This window comes from Achromobacter sp. JUb104 (assembly GCF_024806975.1).
Classification (GTDB): Bacteria; Pseudomonadota; Gammaproteobacteria; order Burkholderiales; family Burkholderiaceae_B; genus Achromobacter; species Achromobacter spanius.
The window spans coordinates 2209406-2227352 of record NZ_JANUEY010000001.1; the positions used below are offsets into that span (position 1 = coordinate 2209406).

The 17947-nt window shown below is 65.6% G+C and carries 13 protein-coding genes; 4 read left to right on the forward strand and 9 right to left on the reverse strand.

Going from position 1 to position 17947, the window contains the following annotated elements:
- Nucleotides 1–20: 20 nt before the first annotated feature.
- From adeC to M2361_RS09990, 3 genes are read right to left on the reverse strand one after another with little or no spacing between them, the layout of a single operon-like run.
- Nucleotides 21–1505, reverse strand: a complete 1485-nt coding sequence (gene adeC, locus M2361_RS09980; RefSeq protein WP_259248608.1) for an AdeC/AdeK/OprM family multidrug efflux complex outer membrane factor — start codon at nucleotides 1503–1505, stop codon at nucleotides 21–23.
- Nucleotides 1505–4684, reverse strand: coding sequence for an efflux RND transporter permease subunit (locus tag M2361_RS09985; RefSeq protein WP_259248610.1), 3180 nt, complete (start codon nucleotides 4682–4684; stop codon nucleotides 1505–1507). Before M2361_RS09985 ends, adeC begins: the two co-directional genes overlap by 1 nt.
- Before the next feature lie 14 nt (nucleotides 4685–4698).
- Complete coding sequence (locus tag M2361_RS09990; RefSeq protein WP_279997184.1) at nucleotides 4699–5874, reverse strand: efflux RND transporter periplasmic adaptor subunit; 1176 nt, start codon at nucleotides 5872–5874, stop codon at nucleotides 4699–4701.
- Nucleotides 5875–6147: 273 nt separating this feature from the next.
- On the opposite strand from M2361_RS09990, the gene M2361_RS09995 reads away from it, so the two are divergent.
- Nucleotides 6148–7053, forward strand: coding sequence for a LysR family transcriptional regulator (locus M2361_RS09995; RefSeq protein WP_100855398.1), 906 nt, complete (start codon nucleotides 6148–6150; stop codon nucleotides 7051–7053).
- Between the two features lie 109 nt (nucleotides 7054–7162).
- On the opposite strand, the gene M2361_RS10000 is transcribed toward M2361_RS09995, so the two are convergent.
- Complete coding sequence (locus M2361_RS10000; protein WP_259248615.1) at nucleotides 7163–7894, reverse strand: pseudouridine synthase; 732 nt, start codon at nucleotides 7892–7894, stop codon at nucleotides 7163–7165.
- Between the two features lie 56 nt (nucleotides 7895–7950).
- Here M2361_RS10000 and M2361_RS10005 point away from each other — a divergent pair, with 56 nt between their 5' ends.
- The 3 genes from M2361_RS10005 to M2361_RS10015 all read left to right on the forward strand — a co-directional run bounded on the left by M2361_RS10005 (nucleotide 7951) and on the right by M2361_RS10015 (nucleotide 11120).
- Complete coding sequence (locus M2361_RS10005; protein ID WP_259248617.1) at nucleotides 7951–8571, forward strand: chorismate lyase; 621 nt, start codon at nucleotides 7951–7953, stop codon at nucleotides 8569–8571.
- A gap of 216 nt (nucleotides 8572–8787) precedes the next feature.
- Nucleotides 8788–10491 (forward strand): SulP family inorganic anion transporter, encoded by a 1704-nt coding sequence (locus tag M2361_RS10010; protein ID WP_259248618.1) that lies wholly within the window; start codon nucleotides 8788–8790, stop codon nucleotides 10489–10491.
- A 113-nt stretch (nucleotides 10492–10604) separates the two neighbouring features.
- Nucleotides 10605–11120, forward strand: coding sequence for a hypothetical protein (locus tag M2361_RS10015; RefSeq protein ID WP_259248621.1), 516 nt, complete (start codon nucleotides 10605–10607; stop codon nucleotides 11118–11120).
- Between the two features lie 72 nt (nucleotides 11121–11192).
- On the opposite strand, the gene M2361_RS10020 is transcribed toward M2361_RS10015, so the two are convergent.
- Genes M2361_RS10020 through M2361_RS10040 form a run of 5 tightly spaced genes read right to left on the reverse strand, consistent with a single transcriptional unit; the run spans nucleotide 11193 to nucleotide 17942 of the window.
- On the reverse strand, nucleotides 11193–12053 hold the full coding sequence (locus M2361_RS10020; RefSeq protein WP_259248624.1) for an oxaloacetate decarboxylase: 861 nt from the start codon (nucleotides 12051–12053) through the stop codon (nucleotides 11193–11195).
- Nucleotides 12050–13588, reverse strand: a complete 1539-nt coding sequence (locus tag M2361_RS10025) for an FAD-dependent oxidoreductase (protein ID WP_404976326.1) — start codon at nucleotides 13586–13588, stop codon at nucleotides 12050–12052. The genes M2361_RS10020 and M2361_RS10025 overlap by 4 nt, the downstream gene beginning before the upstream one ends.
- Nucleotides 13585–14193 (reverse strand): cysteine hydrolase family protein, encoded by a 609-nt coding sequence (locus M2361_RS10030; RefSeq protein WP_259248627.1) that lies wholly within the window; start codon nucleotides 14191–14193, stop codon nucleotides 13585–13587. The genes M2361_RS10025 and M2361_RS10030 overlap by 4 nt, the downstream gene beginning before the upstream one ends.
- 9 nt (nucleotides 14194–14202) lie before the next feature.
- Nucleotides 14203–16266 carry a hydantoinase/oxoprolinase family protein gene (locus M2361_RS10035; protein ID WP_259248628.1) on the reverse strand — a complete coding sequence of 688 codons (2064 nt, stop codon included), beginning with the start codon at nucleotides 16264–16266 and terminating at the stop codon, nucleotides 14203–14205.
- Nucleotides 16263–17942: a hydantoinase B/oxoprolinase family protein gene (locus tag M2361_RS10040; protein WP_259248630.1), complete on the reverse strand. Its 1680-nt coding sequence runs from the start codon at nucleotides 17940–17942 to the stop codon at nucleotides 16263–16265. Before M2361_RS10040 ends, M2361_RS10035 begins: the two co-directional genes overlap by 4 nt.
- Nucleotides 17943–17947 lie beyond the last annotated feature (5 nt).

Here is a 17947-nt window from a genome sequence, read left to right on the forward strand (position 1 = left end):
AAAAATTCAGCGCACCCCGCTTACGATCCCGTGGCCGGCACCGCCGGCGCCGTCTGCGCCGCCACCGTGCGCTCGGTCCAACCGCCGCCCAGCACCTTGTACAAGGTAACCAGATTCGACAGCCGCGCCAGGCGCGTATCCACCAAAGCCTGCTGCGCCGTATACAGCGAACGCTGCGAATCCAGCACGCTCAGGTAGTCATCGATACCCTGGCGGAAACGCTGGTCCGACACGTCGTAGGCGCGCTGGTTGGCGTTCACCAGCAAACGCTGCGCTTCAATCTGGTCGTCCAGCGTGCCGCGCCCGGCCAAGGCGTCCGCCACTTCGCGGAACCCCGTCTGGATGGACTTTTCGTACTGCGCCACCTGGATGTTCTTCTGCACCTTGGCCAAGTCCAGCCCGGCCTGCAACGAACCGCCCGCGAAGATCGGCACGGTGATCTGGGGCACGAAGCTCCAGGCGCCCGAACCCCCTTCGAACAAACCGCCCAGGCTGGCGCTGGCGGTACCCGCCTGGCCGGTCAGGCTGATGGTGGGAAAGAACGCCGCGCGCGCCGCGCCGATGTTGGCGTTGGCGCCTTTGAGCTGATGCTCGGCCGCACGGATGTCCGGGCGGCGCGCCAGCAGGTCCGACGGCAGGCCGGCGGGCAAGGTGGTCGGCAGCATGCTGTCGTCCAGCTTCACTGCCTGATCCAGCGCCGCCACGATCTCGGGCGACATGGGTTGGCCCACCAGCAGCGTCAGCGCGTTGCGGTCTTGCGCGGCCTGGCGCGTGTATTGCGACAGGTTGCGTTGGGCCGTGCGCAGCGACACTTCCGCCTGGCTCAAGTCCAGCGCGGTGGACAAGCCCTGGTCATAGCTTTGCTGCGTGAGCTTGAACGAATCTTCCTGGCTCTTGAGCGTGTCGCGCGTCAGGCTCAGCAGTTCCTGGTCGGCGCGCAGCGTCAGGTAGGCGTTGGCCACTTCGGCTATCAGCGTCAACTGCGTGGCCGTACGCGTTTCGTCCAGCGCCAGATACGACTCCAGCGCCTGGTCGCTCAGGCTGCGGATGCGGCCGAACAGGTCCAGTTCCCAGGCCGACATGGCGGCGCCCACCTGGTAGCTGCGGCTGGTCGTGGCGCGGCCGCTGGGGGACAAGTCCGCCGGGGTGCGCTGGGCGGATTCCTGGCCGGCCACGCCCACGCTGGGCAGCAGGTCGGCGCGCTGGATGCGGTACTGCGCACGCGCCGCCTCTACATTCAAGGCCGCCACGCGCAGGTCGCGGTTGTTCGCCAATGACAGTTCAATCAACTGTTGCAGCAGCGGGTCGCTGAAGAAATCGCGCCAGCCGATATCGGCCGTGGACATGCCCAGCGCCGCATTGGAACCGTCCGCCTTGTAGGCCGGGCCGGTGGGATAGGCAGCGCTGACCGGCGCGTCCGGCCGTTCATAGGTGGGGGCCAGCGAGCAGCCCGCCAGGGCCGCCGCCAGGGAAACAGACAACAAGGTTCTCATCTGAAGTTTCATCACGGTTGTCCCTCGGCGGACACGTCCTTCGAGCCGTTGGCGCTGGTGTCGTGCTTGTCCAGGTTTTCGCTCATGCGCTTGACCTTGAACACGCGCAGCATGATCACGAAGAAGGCCGGAACAAAGAAGATGGCCAGGAACGTGCCGGTCAGCATGCCGCCGATCACGCCCGTGCCGATGGCGTTCTGGCTGCCGGAGCCGGCACCCGACGAGATCGCCAGCGGCGTCACGCCCAGGATGAACGCCAGCGACGTCATCAGGATGGGACGCAGGCGTTGGCGGGCCGCGTGGATGGCCGATTCCGTCAGGCTTGCGCCGGATTCAAAGTGCTCTTTGGCGAACTCCACGATCAGGATGGCGTTTTTGGCCGCCAGCCCCACTGTGGTCAACAGCCCCACCTGGAAGTACACGTCGTTGGACAGCCCGCGCGCCAGCGTCGCCAACAGCACGCCGATAATGCCCAGCGGCACCACCAGCATCACCGCCGTCGGGATGGACCAGCTTTCATACAAGGCGGCCAGGCACAGGAACACCACGATCAAGGAAATCGCGTACAGCGCCGGCGCTTGCGCACCCGACAGGCGTTCTTCAAACGACAGCCCCGTCCATTCAAAGCCCACGCCCACCGGCAGCTTGGCCGCCAGCTTTTCCATTTCTTCCATGGCCGCGCCCGAGCTGTAGCCTGGCGCCGCCTGGCCCTGGATGTTGTAGGACGGCACGCCGTTATAGCGGTTCAGCTTTTGCGGACCAAAGCTCCACGTGGCCTTCGAGAATGCCGAGAACGGCACCATGTCGCCCGCGTTGTTGCGCACATACCATTTGTTCAGGTCTTCCGGCAGCATGCGCGATGACGCCTCGCCCTGCGCGAACACCTTCTTCACGCGGCCACGGTCGATGAAGTCGTTGACGTACGACGAGCCCCACGCGGTGGCCAGCGTGCTGTTGATGTCCGACACGGCCACGCCCAGCGCACGCGCTTTCTCGCGGTCGATGTCCAACTGGTACTGCGGCGCGTCTTCAATGCCGTTGGGGCGCACGCCCACCAGCACCGGGCTCTTGGCCGCTTCGCCCAGCAACTGGTTGCGCGCGGCCAGCAGCTTTTCATGGCCCACGCCGGCGCGGTCCATCAACTGGAAGTCAAAGCCGGTGACGTTGCCCAGTTCCATCACGGACGGCGGCGGCACCACGAACATTTGCGCGCGGCGTTCGGTCTTGGCGAAGTGCGCGTTGGCGCGCGCCGCCACGGCGCCCGCCTTCAGGCTGGCGTCGCCACGTTCTTCCCAGTCACGCAGCTTGATGAACAGGATGGACGCGTTCTGGCCACGACCGCCAAAGTTGAAACCGTTGACCGCGAACACCGAGGTCACGGCGTCCTTTTCTTCGGTCAGCAGGTACTTGGTGGCGTCGTCGATGACGGCCTTGGTGGCTTCGGCGGTGGCGCCGGCGGGCGTCTGGATCTGGGCGAACAAAATGCCCTGGTCCTCGGCCGGCAGGAACGCCGTGGGAATGCGCGTGAACAGCCAGCCCATGGCAATGACCAGGGCCAGGTACACGATCATCAGGCGCTTCGTGCGGTTCAGCCCGCGCGCCACCGTGTTGGCGTACCCATTGCTGCTGCGTTCGAACGTGCGGTTGAACCAGCCGAAAAAGCCCCGCTTCGAGCCGTGATGGCCCTTCGGAATAGGCTTGAGCAAGGTGGCGCACAAGGCCGGCGTGAAGACGATGGCGACCAGCACCGACAGCACCATCGACGACACGATCGTGATCGAGAACTGACGATAGATCACGCCCGTGGAACCGCCGAAGAACGCCATCGGGATGAACACGGCGGCCAGCACCATGGCAATGCCGATCAGCGCGCCGGTGATCTGGCTCATGGACTTGCGGGTGGCCTGCTTGGGCGTCAGGCCCTCTTCGGCCATCACCCGCTCCACGTTTTCCACCACCACGATCGCGTCATCCACCAGCAGGCCAATGGCCAGCACCATGCCGAACATCGTCAAGGTGTTGATGGAATAACCGAACGCGGCCAGCACGCCGAACGTGCCCAGCAGCACCACCGGCACGGCCAGCGTGGGAATGATGGTGGCGCGGAAGTTCTGCAAGAACAGGTACATCACCAGGAAAACCAGGATGATGGCTTCCACCAGCGTCTTGAACACTTCATGAATCGACAGGCTGACGAACGGCGTCGTGTCGTACGGATAGACGACGTCCATGCCCGGCGGGAAGTACGGCTTCAGGTTGTTGATGGTGTCGCGCACCGCCTGCGCGGTATCCAGCGCGTTGGCGCCCGGCGCCAGCTTGATCGCCAGGCCCGAGGCGGGCTTGCCGTTATAGAAGCTGTCGATGGCGTAGGTCTGCCCGCCCAGTTCAATGCGCGAGACATCGCCCAGGCGCACCTGCGAACCATCGGTATTGACCTTGAGCAGGATCTTGCCGAAGTCTTCCGGCTTCTCCAGGCGCGACGGCCCGATGATGGTGGCGTTCAACTGCTGGCCGCGCACGGACGGCAGGCCGCCCAACTGGCCGGACGACACCTGCACGTTCTGTTCCTTGATCGCCGTCACCACGTCAACCGTGGTCAGCCCGTAGTTCACGAGCTTGGCGGGATCCAGCCAGATGCGCATTGCGTACTGCGAGCCGAACAACTGGAAGTCGCCCACGCCTTGCGTGCGGCTGATGGGATCCTGCACGTACGAGGCCACGTAGTCGGCCAAGTCGTCCTTGGTCATCGTGCCGTCGGTGGACACGAAGCCCGCCACGATCAGGAAGTTTTTCGTGGCCTTGGTGACGCGTATGCCCTGCTGCTGCACTTCCTGCGGCAACAGCGGCTGCGCCAGCGCAAGCTTGTTCTGCACCTGCACCTGCGCCGTGTCCGGGTTGGTGCCCTGCTTGAAGGTCAGCGTGATGGACATGCTGCCGTCGGAATTGCTTTCCGACGAGATGTACTGCAAGCCGTCCAGGCCGTTCATCTGCTGTTCGATGACCTGCACCACGGTGTCCTGCACCGTCTGCGCGGACGCGCCCGGGTAGGTCACCGCGATGCCGATGGCGGGCGGCGCGATGTTGGGATACTGCGAGACCGGCAATTGCAGGATGGACAGCGCGCCGGCCATCATCAGCACAATCGCGATCACCCAGGCGAAAACCGGCCTATCGATAAAAAACTTTGCCATGCAAGGCTCCCTGATTACTGCTTGGCCGGGGCGGCATTGGCCGCCTGCGGCTGCTGCGCGTTGGCGCTTGCCTCGGTGGCGACGACTTCGACGCCCGGACGCACCATTTGCAGACCTTCCACGATCACCTTGTCGCCGGCGGCCAGGCCGTCGGTAACCAGCCACTTGTCGCCAATGGCGCGGTCGGTCTTCAGTTCACGCAGTTCCACCTGGTTCTTGGCGTTGACGACCAGCGCCGTCGGCAAGCCGCGCTGGTTGCGCGTCACGCCGCGTTGCGGCACCAGCAAGCCGTCGGCGGCCACGCCATCAGCCAGACGCGCGCGCACAAACATGCCGGGCAAGAGGCGGCGGTCGGGGTTCGGGAACACCGCGCGCAGCGTGATGGAACCGGTGCCCTGGTCTACCGTGACTTCCGAGAACTGAAGCTTGCCGGTCTGCTTGTACTGCGAGCCGTCCTCCAGGGTCAGCGTGACCAGCGCGGCCTGTTCGCCGTCGGCCCGCTTCAACTGGCCGCTGGCCAGCGCGTCCTGCAAGCGCAGCAACTGCACGCTGGACTGGGTCACGTCGACGTAGATCGGGTCAATCTGCTGCACCGAGGCCAAGGCGCCGGTCTGGTTGGCCGTGACCAGCGCGCCTTCGGTCACCGAAGACCGGCCGATGATGCCGTCAATCGGCGACAGCACCTTGGTGTAGACGAGGTTGATGCGCGCGGTATCCAGCGCGGCCTTGGCCGACAGCACATCGGCGGCGGCCTGGTCACGCGACGCCACGGCGTTGTCGTAGGTCTGTTGGCTGACGGCGCGGGTGGCAACCAGCGGCTTGTAGCGTTCGGCCAGCAAGGCAGCCGTCTTCTGCTGCGCCTGGGCGCGGGCCAACGCCGCCTTCTGGCTATCGACGCTGGCTTGGTACAGGGCCGGGTCGATCTGATAGAGCTGTTGGCCGGCCTTGACCTCGCCGCCTTCGGTGAACAGGCGCTTTTGCACGATGCCGTTCACCTGGGGCCGCACTTCGGCCACGCGGAACGCGGACGTGCGGCCCGGCAATTCGGTGGTCAGGGAAACGGGTTGCGTGGTCAGTGTCACCACGGTGACTTGCGGTTTGCCCGCCTGCGGTGCGTCTTGTTTCTTGCCGCAAGCGGCCAAGGTGAGAGCCGATGCCGTCAGCGTGAGCACTGCCGCGCTGCGCCACATAGCGCTTTTCTTATTCATAGATATTCCCGATTTCCGACAAAAAAGGAGCCCGCCTCCCGCCTGCGATGAGGGGGGAGGTCTTGTGCATCAAAGGGTGGATGGGCATTGAAAACGCAAGGTGGGCTTTAGTGCATTGCTGCATTGCAGAACCCGCATTCTGAGTTATCCCGCCCCAGAAACAAAGGGGCGTAGAAAGAAAACATCATTCCATTTATGGGACAATTTCGCGCTCCTAGTCTGTGCAAGAATCTCGCCATGAAACGCTTACAAGGCATGGAACTCTTCGTCGAAGTGGCCAAGACACGTAGTTTTAGCCGCGCTGCAGCAACGCTGGGCGTGCCTAAATCCACCTTGTCTCGCCAGGTGGCCGAATTGGAAAAATCCGTGGGTTTGCGATTGTTGAGCCGCACTACCCGCAAGGTGGAACTGACCGACGCCGGGCGGCTGTACTTTGAACGCTGCCAACGCATCGTGGCCGAAGCGCAGATTGCCCATGAAGAACTGCAAAAGCTGGTCGACACGCCAGCCGGGCCGTTGCGGGTGAACATGCCCGCGGATTTCGGCACGGACTTCCTGGCTGAATCGTTCATGGAGTTCTCCCGCCGCTATCCCGACGTTACGTTTTTCCTGGACCTGGCAAACCCGGACCACGCCTCGCGCGTGTTCCAGACCTGCGACATCTCGATCGAAATCGGCGAACTGCCCGATTCGACGCAAATCGCCCGGCTGCTGGGCATGCTGCCCGCGCACCTGTATGCCTCGCGCGACTACCTGGAAAAGCACGGAGAACCCAAGCACCCCAGTGACTTGACCCGTCACGAGTGCATCGAATTTCGCGCGGAAGGCGCGGGCCGCGTCACGCGATGGCCGCTTAACTGCGGCGACCAGCACATTGAGTTCACGCCGGGCAACCGGTTTTCGGTAAACGGTGTCGCCATGGCGCGGCGCTTGGCCATGCTGGGCGCGGGCATCGCGGTGCTGGTGGGCGGCCAGACGGCCGAACAGCAATCAGGGCAGTTGCGGCGCGTGTTGCCGGACTGGCAATTGGGCCCCTTCCCTGTCTATGCGGTCACCGAAACTCGGTTGCTGCCGGCCAAGACCCGGATCTTCATCGAATTCCTGATGGAGCGTCTAGGCAGCAACGGGCAGGCGAAGGATACCCCCGCTTTCATGAAATAACGGGGCGTCGGAAACAGACTGAAAAATCTGCTGGCCGCCGACATCAGTTGTCGGCTGAGCCGAACAGGGAAGCTGAATGTTCCCTGAATGACGAATTAAAAAAGAAGGGTCAAAACCCTTCGTCGTCGCGCAGATAGCGCCACTGGCCCAGCGGCAGGTCACCCAATTGCACGCGGCCGATGCGCACACGCTTCAAGCCCACCACTTTCAGGCCGACCAGTTCGCACATGCGGCGAATCTGACGCTTCTTGCCTTCCCGCAGCACAAAGCGCAGTTGGTCGTGGTTCTGCCAACGCACGTGGGCGGGCTTCAAGGCCTTGCCATCCAGCGATAGGCCGTGATTCAACAGTTCCAGCCCTCGGTCGGGCAAATCGCCCTGCACCCGCACCAGGTATTCCTTGTCGACACTGGAGTCTTCACCGATCAGGTGCTTGGCGATGCGGCCGTCTTGCGTCAGCACCAGCAGGCCTTGCGAATCAATATCCAATCGGCCGGCCACGGCCAGCCCTTCCAGATGCGCGCGTTCGAAGCGTTGCGGATGTCGGCAGCCCGCGAAGCGCGAGCGCGAGTCGATCAGTGCAACCGCTGGCGTATAGCCCTTTTCCGCCTGGCCCGACACATAACCCACGGGCTTGTTGATCAGGATGGTCACGCGCGAGGTCTGGCGCGCCTGCGCGGCGCGTTCCAGCGTGATGACCTGGTCGGGATACGCCTTGGCGCCCAGTTCGGACACCACGACGCCGTCCACGCGGACCCAGCCGCGTTCGATATAGCTGTCGGCCTCGCGGCGCGAGCAGAGTCCGCGCTCGGACATGAGCTTGGAGATACGTACTTTTTCCATGGGCGGTATTGTATGCGTTGGCGAGCCGCGCTCCGGGCTTGGCATAATACGCAGCCATGATGAAACCCGCAGCCCATCACCCCCCGCTTGCCCCCGGCTGGCTGGCCGTCGCGCCGCCCGTCCTGCCCCCCGCCATGCGCCACTGGCTGTTCCGCCCGGGCGCGCTTACCGCCGGCTTGCGCCAGGTGGGCCAGGTGCGCCTGCGCGTGCTGGCCGAATACGCCGACGGCGCGCCGCCGGACGAAGCGCAGGCCATGGGCATCGCGCCCGGCTCACCCGTATGGATCCGTGAAGTGCTGATGTCGGTGAACGGCGTGGACAGCGTGCCCGCCCGCAGCCTGACGCCACTACGCGCCTCGCACGGCGCCTGGCAAGGCATGCGCCGGCTCTTGACCCGGCCGCTGGCCGACATGCTGTATCACGACAGCACCGTCATCCGCTCGCCGTTTGCCTGCCGCCGTCTGGCGTCGCCGGTGCCGTTTTACGCCACGGCGCGTGGGGCCTTGCCGGCTGAACGCCGGGAACAGGACGCCGCCCGGGTCTGGGCGCGCCGATCCGTCTTCTGGCGTCAGGGTCAGCCGCTATTGGTGGCCGAGTGCTTCCTGCCCGGCTTCTGGGATGAGATCGCCGACCAGCCCGTGCCGCCGCTGGTGCCGCATCAGCGCACGGCGCGTTGATCGGTTATGCGTTGAGCGTTGAGCGCGATTCTTACGGCATTTCGCCGGAATCATCATGGACGCCACGCGGCGGCTGCGCTCACAATCAAAATCAGCCGCCTGCATCGGTAGCAGCAGGCGATGGCCCCGGTTGAGACGCCATGCAATGCCACCTGCCCTATTAGATGACGTTCCGCGGATCTTCCAGCCAATGCGCCGTGCCAAAGAGGCCCGCCGATGGAAAACGAACCGCCGGAAAAATCTGTTCGCCGGCAACACGTTGCGCTGCCTGACTGGCTATGCCAGTACCACAAGCCGTGGATAAAGGATGACGTCACTGCCGGGCTGACGACCGCCGCCGTGGTCATCCCGAAAGCGCTGGCCTACGCCGCCGTAGCAGGACTGCCGGTTCAGGTGGGGCTATACACCGCCTTCGTGCCGATGCTTGTTTACGCCTTCCTCGGCACATCCCGGCCGCTGAGCGTCAGCACAACGACTACGCTCGCCATCCTTACCGCCACCGCCTTGGACCGCGCCGCGCCTGGCGGCGATGCCGCGCAATTGCTGATTGCCACAACAACGCTGGCGCTGCTGGTTGGCATCGTGCTGATCGCAGCGTCCCTGTTGCGGCTTGGCTACCTGGCCAGCTTTATTTCGGAGCCGGTATTGGTCGGCTTCAAGGCGGGCATCGCCATCGTGATCGTGGTCGACCAAATACCGAAGCTGCTTGGCCTTCACTTCCCGAAGGGTCCGTTTCTTTCGAACGTGCTGTCAATTTTCGATGGATTGCCACAGGTCTCGATAGCCACTACCGCCGTCGGCGCGATCACCTTGGGCCTGCTGCTTATCCTGCAACGATTCATGCCGCGCGCGCCGGCGCCGCTGGTGACCGTCGCCATCGCCATCGCGGCAACCAGCCTGTTCGGCCTGGGCGATCTTGGCGTACAAACGGTGGGCCATGTGCCCACGGGCTTACCGTCGTTGACCCTGCCCGATCCGTCGTTGATAGAGCAGCTTTGGCCCATGGCGCTGGGAATCGCGTTGATGAGTTTCACCGAAACGATCGCGGCCGGACGAGCCTTTGCGAATGCGGGTGAAGCCCTGCCGAACGCCAATCGCGAATTGTTGGCCACGGGATTTTCGAACGTGGGCGGCGCGCTTTTCGGCGCCATGCCGGCGGGCGGCGGAACGTCCCAAACCGCGGTGAACCAGCGCGCCGGCGCACGCTCCCAGGTAGCCGAATGCGTCACCGCCGCGGTCACGCTGGCCGTCATGCTGCTGCTGGCGCCGTTGATTGGCGCAATGCCGCACGCCACCCTGGCGGCGGTGGTCATCATTTACTCGGTTGGCCTGTTCGATCCGGCTGAGTTCCGTGCGATTGCCAGAGTGCGGCGCACAGAGCTTGTCTGGGCCTTGGTGGCGCTTGCCGGTGTCGTGCTGCTGGGCACGCTGCAAGGAATACTCGTGGCCATCATCGTGTCGCTTGCCGCCCTGGCCCACCAGGTTTCCAACCCGCCCTTGCATCGGCTATTGCGCAAGCGGAACACGAACCTGTTCCGCCCGGCGTCCCCGGACCATCCCGACGATGAGGCGCTTGAAGGCATCTTGCTGCTTCGCCCCGAGGGACGCATCTTCTTTGTGAATGCAGACAACATCGGCCGGAAGATCACCCAATTGATCAACGCAACCCACCCGAAGGTGGTCGTACTCGATATGGGAAGTGTTTTCGATATCGAATACACCGCGCTGAAATTGATGAGCGATGCGGAACGTCGCCTAAGGCGGGACGGCATCGTGCTTTGGCTGGCGAATCTAACGCCGGGCGTACTGGCCACGGTAAGACGATCCCCCCTAGGCGCGGCCTTGGGCGCGGACGGCTTGTTCCAGACAGTTGAAGAGGCCGTCCGCAAATACCAGGACGCCAGGCTGCATGCGCCCTGATAGGCATATGTTGACTATGGTCAAGTCCCACCGTCTCGGCGGATCTACGCTGACTCTGCAAATCCTCTTGATTTGACTAGCAGCCCAAGGTGCCAACCACGTGGAGATTGACCATGAAGATCCGCAATCTGGCCGCACTGGCTTTCGTCGCCGTGCTGGCTCCCACCATGACGACCGCTGTCGCGCAGACCACGCCGCCCGCTCCCGCCCAGTCGGCCGAACAGTCCGCCGGCAACACGCAGCAGTTTGACAAGAAAGCCGCTGAGGTCAGGGACAACATGGAGAAAATGCAGCAAACCATGAATCAGATACAGAAGACAACCGACCCGAACGAACGCCGGAAGCTGCTTCAGGAGCATCAGGCATTGATGCAGACCACGATGGGAATGATGGGCCAGTTTTGGGGAAGCGGCGCGATGGGCTGTTGCGGGGCCATGGGCGCCGGCGGCCCACATCATGGCGGACGCGGGCAGATGGGTTGGAATGCGATGCGGGGAAACTACTCGAACCTGAGCCCCGAGCAGATCCGGGAACGCCAATACATGAGGGATCAATACATGGGCATGCAGCAAATGATGATGGAGCAAATGATGCAACAGCAGCTCAACCGGAGCGTACCGCCACGTTGACCCAAGGCGGCCTCGGCACGGGGTGAGCCGGGCATCGGTTATAGACGCGCTTGCCCGCATCTATTTCCGCGCCTACCCCTCGTAGCGCCGCCCTTGCTCCAGCAATTCCGGCGTGCCGATCACCGTATTCAAGCCGTCGAAATCCAGCATCTGCCCCTGCCACGGCGCGGTTGTGCCATGTTGGCGCAGGCTGCCGTAATAGCCCTGCAAGGTGTGCGCAACGGCGCGCGCGGTGCCGCCAGGAAAGATGACGATGCGAAAGCCCAGCGCGGTCAAGGCGTCGGCACTTTGCACGGGGGTCTTGCCGCCTTCCACCATATTGGCCAGCAGTGGCACCCGGGCGGCAAAGCGCGCGCAGGCCGCCTGCATCTGCTCGGGCGTGCGCAACGCTTCGATGAAGAGCGCGTCGGCGCCCGCTTCCAGATAGGATTCGGCGCGGTCCAACGCGGCTTCCAGCCCATCGACAGCCACCGCATCGGTACGCGCCAGGATCAGCGTGGACGCATCAACGCGCGCATCCACTGCCGCGCGCAGCTTGCCGCACATTTCGGCGGGGGGTATCACCGTCTTGCCGTCCAAATGGCCACAACGCTTGGGAAAGGTCTGGTCTTCCAACTGGATCATCGCGGCGCCCGCGCGTTCAAAGCCGCGCACCGTGCGCTGCGTGTTCAGCGCATTGCCAAAGCCCGTGTCGGCGTCCACGATGACCGGCGTGGCTACGCGCTCGGTGATCCGCGCCAGCGTGTCCTCGACTTCCGAATAGGTGGTCAGGCCGATGTCCGAGCGCCCCAGCCGCGTGTAGGCGATGGACGCACCCGACAGGTACAGCGCGTCAAAACCTGCTTGTTCGGCGATGAGCGCCGACAGGGCATCGTAGATGCCGGGCGCCAGCACGGCACCTGCGGCCAATTGGGTTTTCAGTGTTTGCTTCATGATGATTCCTGACCAAGTTCGTGACCCAGCAGCGAGGCGGCGGTGGCGGCGGCGATATAGCCGCCCGCCACCGCGCTAAGCAATCCATTGCCGGACAGATAGCCCGACACGTCGTTGCCCGACACGCCGCGCGCGGCGCCGCCGGCGGCCAACAGATTCGGCAATGCCTGCCCTTCGCGATTCAACACGCGGCATTGCGCATCGATGTCCAGGCCACCTTGCGTATGGAACAGCGCGCCGGTGACCTTGACGGCGTGGTACGGCGCTTGCAGGGTGCGTTCAAAGCGGCGGCCGTGCGGGTCAGCCGCATCCGGGCTGACGCCTTGCAAGGTCTGTTGCAACACGTCGGCGTCGCAGCCGATCAGCGCGGCCAACGCGGGCACGTCGGCGCAGGTCTTCACCGCATGACCGGCTTCCGCCGCGACAAAATCCGGGAAGCCGCGCGCCAATGCCAGCGTGCGGTCGTCGAACACGTTCCAGGCCACCCCGCCCGGCTGCGCCAGGACGTGGACAGCGGCTTCGGAATAGCCCTGCGTTTCGTCATGAAAGCGCTGCCCGTCGCGATTGATCTGCACGCCGCCGTCCATCATGACGGCCCAGGAGATCAGCGCGCCTTGTGGCGTGGCCCAGGACCCGTGTCCTTGGTAAGCGCCCAAGTCGGCCAGGCGCGCGCCCAAGGCCTTGCCCCATTCGATGGCGCTGCCGTCGTTGCCCACGTGGCCGCCGTAGACGGCCTCGCGCATGGCGGGTAAGTGTTCGGCCACCATGGCCGCGTTGCCACCAAAGCCGTTGCAGGCCAGGATCAGCACCTGGCAGCCGATCACGTCCACGGATCCGTCGGGCCGTTCGCAGCCCACGGCGGTGATGCGGCCGCAGTTGTTCCCACTGCTGTTGTTCCCGCCGCTGTTGTTCCCGCCGCTGTTGTTCCCGCCGCCGATCCCGTCCGCATCTTCCACCCAGATTTCCCGAGCCAACGCGCGCGTCAACAGATGCGCGCCCGCGCCCGTTGCCGCGCGTTCCAGCGCGGTCACCAAGGCCACGCCCGTGCGTTCCGGCAAGGCGTGCATGCGGCGCGCGCTGTGGCCGGGGTAGAGAAAGCCGTCCAGCACATCGAAGGTCAGGCCATGACGCGCCAACATGTCCATGGCTGGGGCCGCCGCGTCCGTGTAGGCCGCGACCAAATGCGGCGCGGCCGTGCCGTGGGCCTTGGCCTGGATGTCGGCGGCGAAACGCGCCGCGTCGTCTTCGATGCCGGCTGCGCGCTGCACGGCGGACCCTGCTGCCGGAATAAACCCCGACGACAGCGCCGACGAGCCGCTGGGCGCGGCGTCGCGCTCGATCAATACGGTTTCAATGCCGGCATGCGCCAGCCGCAGCGCGGCGGTCAGCCCGCAAGCGCCCGCGCCGATGATCAGCACCGGCACCTGCATCATGTCGGCGTCCGAATTGCTGACGGGGGTGCTGCCCGGGGTGCCGCCGGGGGTGGCGCCAGAGTTGCCACGGGGGTTGCCCCGCTTCACGACCGGCGCGCTCACGACGCCAGCCAGCCCGCGAATTCCGCGCACGTGATCACGTCCGCCACCGTGCGCAGGTCCGCCAGCGCGGCGTCGTGCATGGCGGGCGTGGGCGCGGCGCAGCCGTCGGCCAGCACCGTCACGTGATAGTCGCGCATGTGGGCGTCACGCGCCGTGCTGGCCACGCCGCCGTTGGTGACGATGCCGGCAATGACCACGCTGGATACGCCCGCGCGGCGCAGCACCCAATCCAGTTGCGTATTGAAGAAGGCCGAATACGCCACCTTCCAGACGGACACGTCCACCAGCCCGTCCAGCTCGGCCACATTCGCCTGGCCAGGCGAGCCGGCCGCGAAATCGCCTTTCGCCAGGAACGGACGCAGTTGCTTCAGGTGCGGCGAAATCATGGGTTCGCCATGCGCATCGGGCCACAAGGTAAACAGGCTGGCGGCGACCAAGCCGCCTTGCCCCTTCAGCGCGCGGGCAAGCGGCGCCACGCGGGCGGGTAAGGCGCGCGCCTCGCGGCTGACCGCGCCGCCCCGGTCATAGGCGCCGCCCGGCGCCAGGAAATCATTTTGCAGATCAATGATGAGCAAGGCGGTGGTACGAGGGTCCAAGGCATGCATGGCGGTCTCCTAGGCGGTCTGGCGCGTGATCAGCAGATTGCCCAGCGCGTCGACGCGGCCGGCAAAGCCGGGTTCGATCCAGATGGTGGTGTCGGGCTGCTCAAGAATGGCGGGGCCCGCCACTTCCGCCCCCACGGGCAGGTCCAGGCGCGCGTAGCGCACGGCGTCGTGCCACTGGTTCGCGTGGAACACCGCTTGCGTGCCCAGCGCGGCGGGCATGTCCTGGCAGGTGGGCGCCAGCAGCGCCAGATCAAATTTGGGACGCTGGCCGATGCGCGCATAACGCAGGTTCAGGATGCGCACGGCAATGCCATCCAGACTGCGGCCGAAGGACGCGCGGTAAGCGCGGTCAAAGGCGGCGGCAATGCCCGCGCGGTCCAGCTCGGCGCGCGTGAGTTCCACGCACACGGTATGGCTTTGGCCCACGTACAACATGTCCAGCTCGATGCTTTCGCGGATGCCTTCGAAGGCCACGCCCGCCGAGTCCAGGCGTTCCTGGCAGGCCAGCGCCAGGCTGTCGATGCGCGCCAGCAGGTCGGCGGCATCCAGCGCATCCAGCGCGGTGTTCAGCGTCTGCACGCCGTCGTGCCGCATGTCGGCCATGACGCAGCCCAGTGCGGACGTCACGCCCGGGTAGCGCGGCACGATGCCGTGGGCCGCGTCCACTTCGTTCATCATGGCGCACACGTGCAGCGCCCCGCCGCCGCCGAACGGCATGTAGGCGAACTTGCGCGGGTCGTGCCCGCGTTCAATCGACACCACCCGGATCGCGCCCGCCATCTTGGCGTTGGCCACGGTCAGGATGGCTTCGGCCGCCGCATGCACGCTTAGCCCCAGCGGCCGCGCCACGTGTTCGTCGATGGCAGCGCGCGCCAGGTCCACATTCATGGTGGCCAACAGCCCGCCGCCCAGCGGGCGCTCGGCCGAAATCCGGCCCAGCAGCACGTTGGCGTCGGTGACGGTGGGCCGGGTGTTGCCACGGCCATAGCAGGCCGGGCCGGGAATGCTGCCGGCGGATTCGGGGCCCACCTGCAACAGGCCGCCCGCATCCACGCTGGCAATCGAGCCGCCGCCCGCGCCGATGGTTTCAATCTGGATCATCGGCGCGCGCACCACCATGCCGAAATCAATGGAGGTCTGCGCTGACAGCGATGCTTCACCGCCCGCCACCAGCGACACATCGAACGAGGTACCGCCCATGTCGCCCGTCACCACGTTGGGAAAGCCGGAGGCGCGCGCAATAGCGGCGCAGGCGATCACGCCCGCCGCCGGACCCGACAGCGCGGTGCGCACCGGCACGTCGCACGCGGTCTGGCGCGACATCACCCCGCCGTTGCTCTGCACCACCAGCAGCTCGCCGTCAAAGCCGTTCTGCTTCAGGTCAGATTCCAGGCGCGTCAGGTAGCTGCCCACCACGGGCTGCAAGGCGGCGTTCAGCACCGCTGTTGAGCAGCGTTCGAATTCACGGATTTCGGGCAGCACTTCGGTGGCCGCCGTGACGTTGCCATTGGGCCAGATGGCCCGCACGCGGGCCACGGCCTGGGCTTCGTTCACCGGATTCGCGTAGGCGTTGACGAAGAACACGCACACGGCCTCGCAGCCCTGCGCCAACAGCGCGCGCGCCGCCGCTTCCACCTGATCCAGATCCACGGGCGTATGCACCGTGCCGTCGGCCAGCACGCGTTCGGCCACTTCCAGGCGCAGGTCGCGCGGCACGATGGGTTCGTAGTTGCCGCGCAGGCCCCAGGTCTGGGGACGATCGCGCCGGCGCATTTCCAGCACATCCCGAAAGCCCGCCGTCGTGATGATGCCGGTGCGGGCCACCTTGCGTTCCAGCAGCGCGTTGGTGCCCACGGTGGTGCCGTGGACGATGGTGGCAATGGCGCTTGCGCCATCGGCCACGCGCGCGATGCCGTTCATGAAGCCACGCGCCTCTTCGCCGCGCGTTGACGGCACCTTCACCACGCGCGCCGTGCCGGCTGCCTCGTCCAGCACGAACAGGTCCGTGAACGTGCCGCCCACGTCCACGCCAACGACGAGGCCCTGTGCCGTGTTCTTATCTGCCGCGCTCATGCCAACTGCTCCTTCTTGTTGTTGGCGATATCGCCCACATAGCCCATCTTGCGGTCGTGCTCACGCGCTTCCGGCGCTCGGCCGGCCGGGTCGCCATAACCGCCCCCACCTGGCGTCTCCAGGCGCACGCGGTCGCCGCGCTGCAATTGGATGCCCAGCATCTTGGAGCTCATGGGCGGGGTGCGCCACTGCCCGTCCTGCTGATAGCGGAACACGTTCAAGGCGGCCTCGCCGCCGCCCGCGATGCCCTTGGGCGCGCTGCGGCCGCGTTCGCCGAAAATGAAGGCTTCGGCGCTGTCTTCCAACAATTCAATTTCGTAGATGGCGCCCAGGCCGCCGCGATGCGTGCCTGCGCCCGCCGAATCCGGGCGTAGCGCCCACTGCGTGAAGCGCACGGGATAGGCGGCTTCCAGGATTTCCAGCGGCGGAATGGTGGCGGTGGAGATCGGCGCGTTGCCGTGGCTGAGCCCGTCGCCGTCGGAATGCCCGCCGTGGCCGCCGCCAAAGAAGCTGAACATCACCCAGCGCTGGCCCTTGCGCGCGGCGTCGCTGCGATAGCCCGCGATGGACAAGGCGTTGATCGTGCCGTAGGCCTGCGCCATGGCGCGCTGGGGATCGGCCTTCGCCATCGCGCAGAAAATCACGTCGATCATGCGCAGGATGGTTTCGGTGTAGCCGCCCACGGGGCGCGGGCGGTCGGCCGAAATCACCAGGCCGTCCGGCAGCACCACGTCCACCGCGTCCAGCACGCCCGCGTTGGCCGGCACGTCGGGAAACAGGTGCTTCAAGGCCACGTAGCAGGCCGCAATGGCGGTGGCGCGGGAAATATTGACCGGCCCCGCGCAGGCCGGCGAGGTGCCGTTGAAATCCAGCGTCAAGCGGTCGCCGGCGATCGTCAGCTTCAGCGCGATGCGCAGCGCCACGTCGCGCACGCCGTCGTTGTCCAGCATGTCTTCAAACGCGTACTCGCCGTCGGGCAGGCGCGCGATGTGGTCGCGCATCAAGCGGCGTGCCCGCTCGCGCAAGGTGTCCAGCGATTCCAGCACCGTCTCATCGCCGTATTCGTCCAGCAGCCCGTCCAGCCGGCGCGCCCCCAGTTCCAGCGCGGCCAGTTGACCGTTCAAGTCGCCCCACAGGCTGTCGGGCAAGCGGGTGTTGGCTTTCAGGATGGCCAGCACGTCCTGGTCCAGCACGCCTGCGCGCAGGATGCGCACGGGTGGAATCTGCACCGCTTCCTGCCAGCATTCGGTGGCGGCCGGGTTGTAGTTGCCCGGCACCGCACCGCCCACGTCGTGCCAATGCGCGGCCGATGCCAGAAAGCAGAACAGCTTGGCGCCCCGGAACACCGGGCGCACCAGCTTGAAGTCATTCGCGTGCGTGCCGCCTTCGTAGGGGTCGTTGAAGAGCCAGACGTCGCCGTCCACCATGCCGCCGCGCTCGGCGGCCACCTTGGCCGCCGCCTTCACGGCAAAGGCCATCGCGCCCACGAACACGGGCAGGCCGGACTTGCCCTGGATCAGGGTGGCGCCGGTGGCCGCGTCGTACATGCCGTGGCAGGCGTCGTGGGCCTCGGCAATGATGGGGTTGAACGCGCTGCGGTACAGCGTCGCGTCCATCTCATCGGCAATCTGTTCCAGACGGCCCTTCAGGACCGCCAGGGTGACGGGATCAAGCATCGTGT

What these genes read in the sequence shown, in the direction of transcription:
- M2361_RS10030 (WP_259248627.1), bottom strand. Translation starts at nt 14,193, where the DNA reads ATGCATGCCTTGGACCCTCGTACCACCGCCTTGCTCATCATTGATCTG.
- M2361_RS10040 (WP_259248630.1), bottom strand. Translation starts at nt 17,942, where the DNA reads ATGCTTGATCCCGTCACCCTGGCGGTCCTGAAGGGCCGTCTGGAACAG.
- adeC (WP_259248608.1), bottom strand. Translation starts at nt 1,505, where the DNA reads ATGAAACTTCAGATGAGAACCTTGTTGTCTGTTTCCCTGGCGGCGGCC.
- M2361_RS10010 (WP_259248618.1), top strand. Translation starts at nt 8,788, where the DNA reads ATGGAAAACGAACCGCCGGAAAAATCTGTTCGCCGGCAACACGTTGCG.
- M2361_RS09985 (WP_259248610.1), bottom strand. Translation starts at nt 4,684, where the DNA reads ATGGCAAAGTTTTTTATCGATAGGCCGGTTTTCGCCTGGGTGATCGCG.
- M2361_RS10020 (WP_259248624.1), bottom strand. Translation starts at nt 12,053, where the DNA reads ATGAAGCAAACACTGAAAACCCAATTGGCCGCAGGTGCCGTGCTGGCG.
- M2361_RS10015 (WP_259248621.1), top strand. Translation starts at nt 10,605, where the DNA reads ATGAAGATCCGCAATCTGGCCGCACTGGCTTTCGTCGCCGTGCTGGCT.
- M2361_RS10035 (WP_259248628.1), bottom strand. Translation starts at nt 16,266, where the DNA reads ATGAGCGCGGCAGATAAGAACACGGCACAGGGCCTCGTCGTTGGCGTG.
- M2361_RS09990 (WP_279997184.1), bottom strand. Translation starts at nt 5,874, where the DNA reads ATGTGGCGCAGCGCGGCAGTGCTCACGCTGACGGCATCGGCTCTCACC.
- M2361_RS09995 (WP_100855398.1), top strand. Translation starts at nt 6,148, where the DNA reads ATGGAACTCTTCGTCGAAGTGGCCAAGACACGTAGTTTTAGCCGCGCT.
- M2361_RS10000 (WP_259248615.1), bottom strand. Translation starts at nt 7,894, where the DNA reads ATGGAAAAAGTACGTATCTCCAAGCTCATGTCCGAGCGCGGACTCTGC.
- M2361_RS10005 (WP_259248617.1), top strand. Translation starts at nt 7,951, where the DNA reads ATGATGAAACCCGCAGCCCATCACCCCCCGCTTGCCCCCGGCTGGCTG.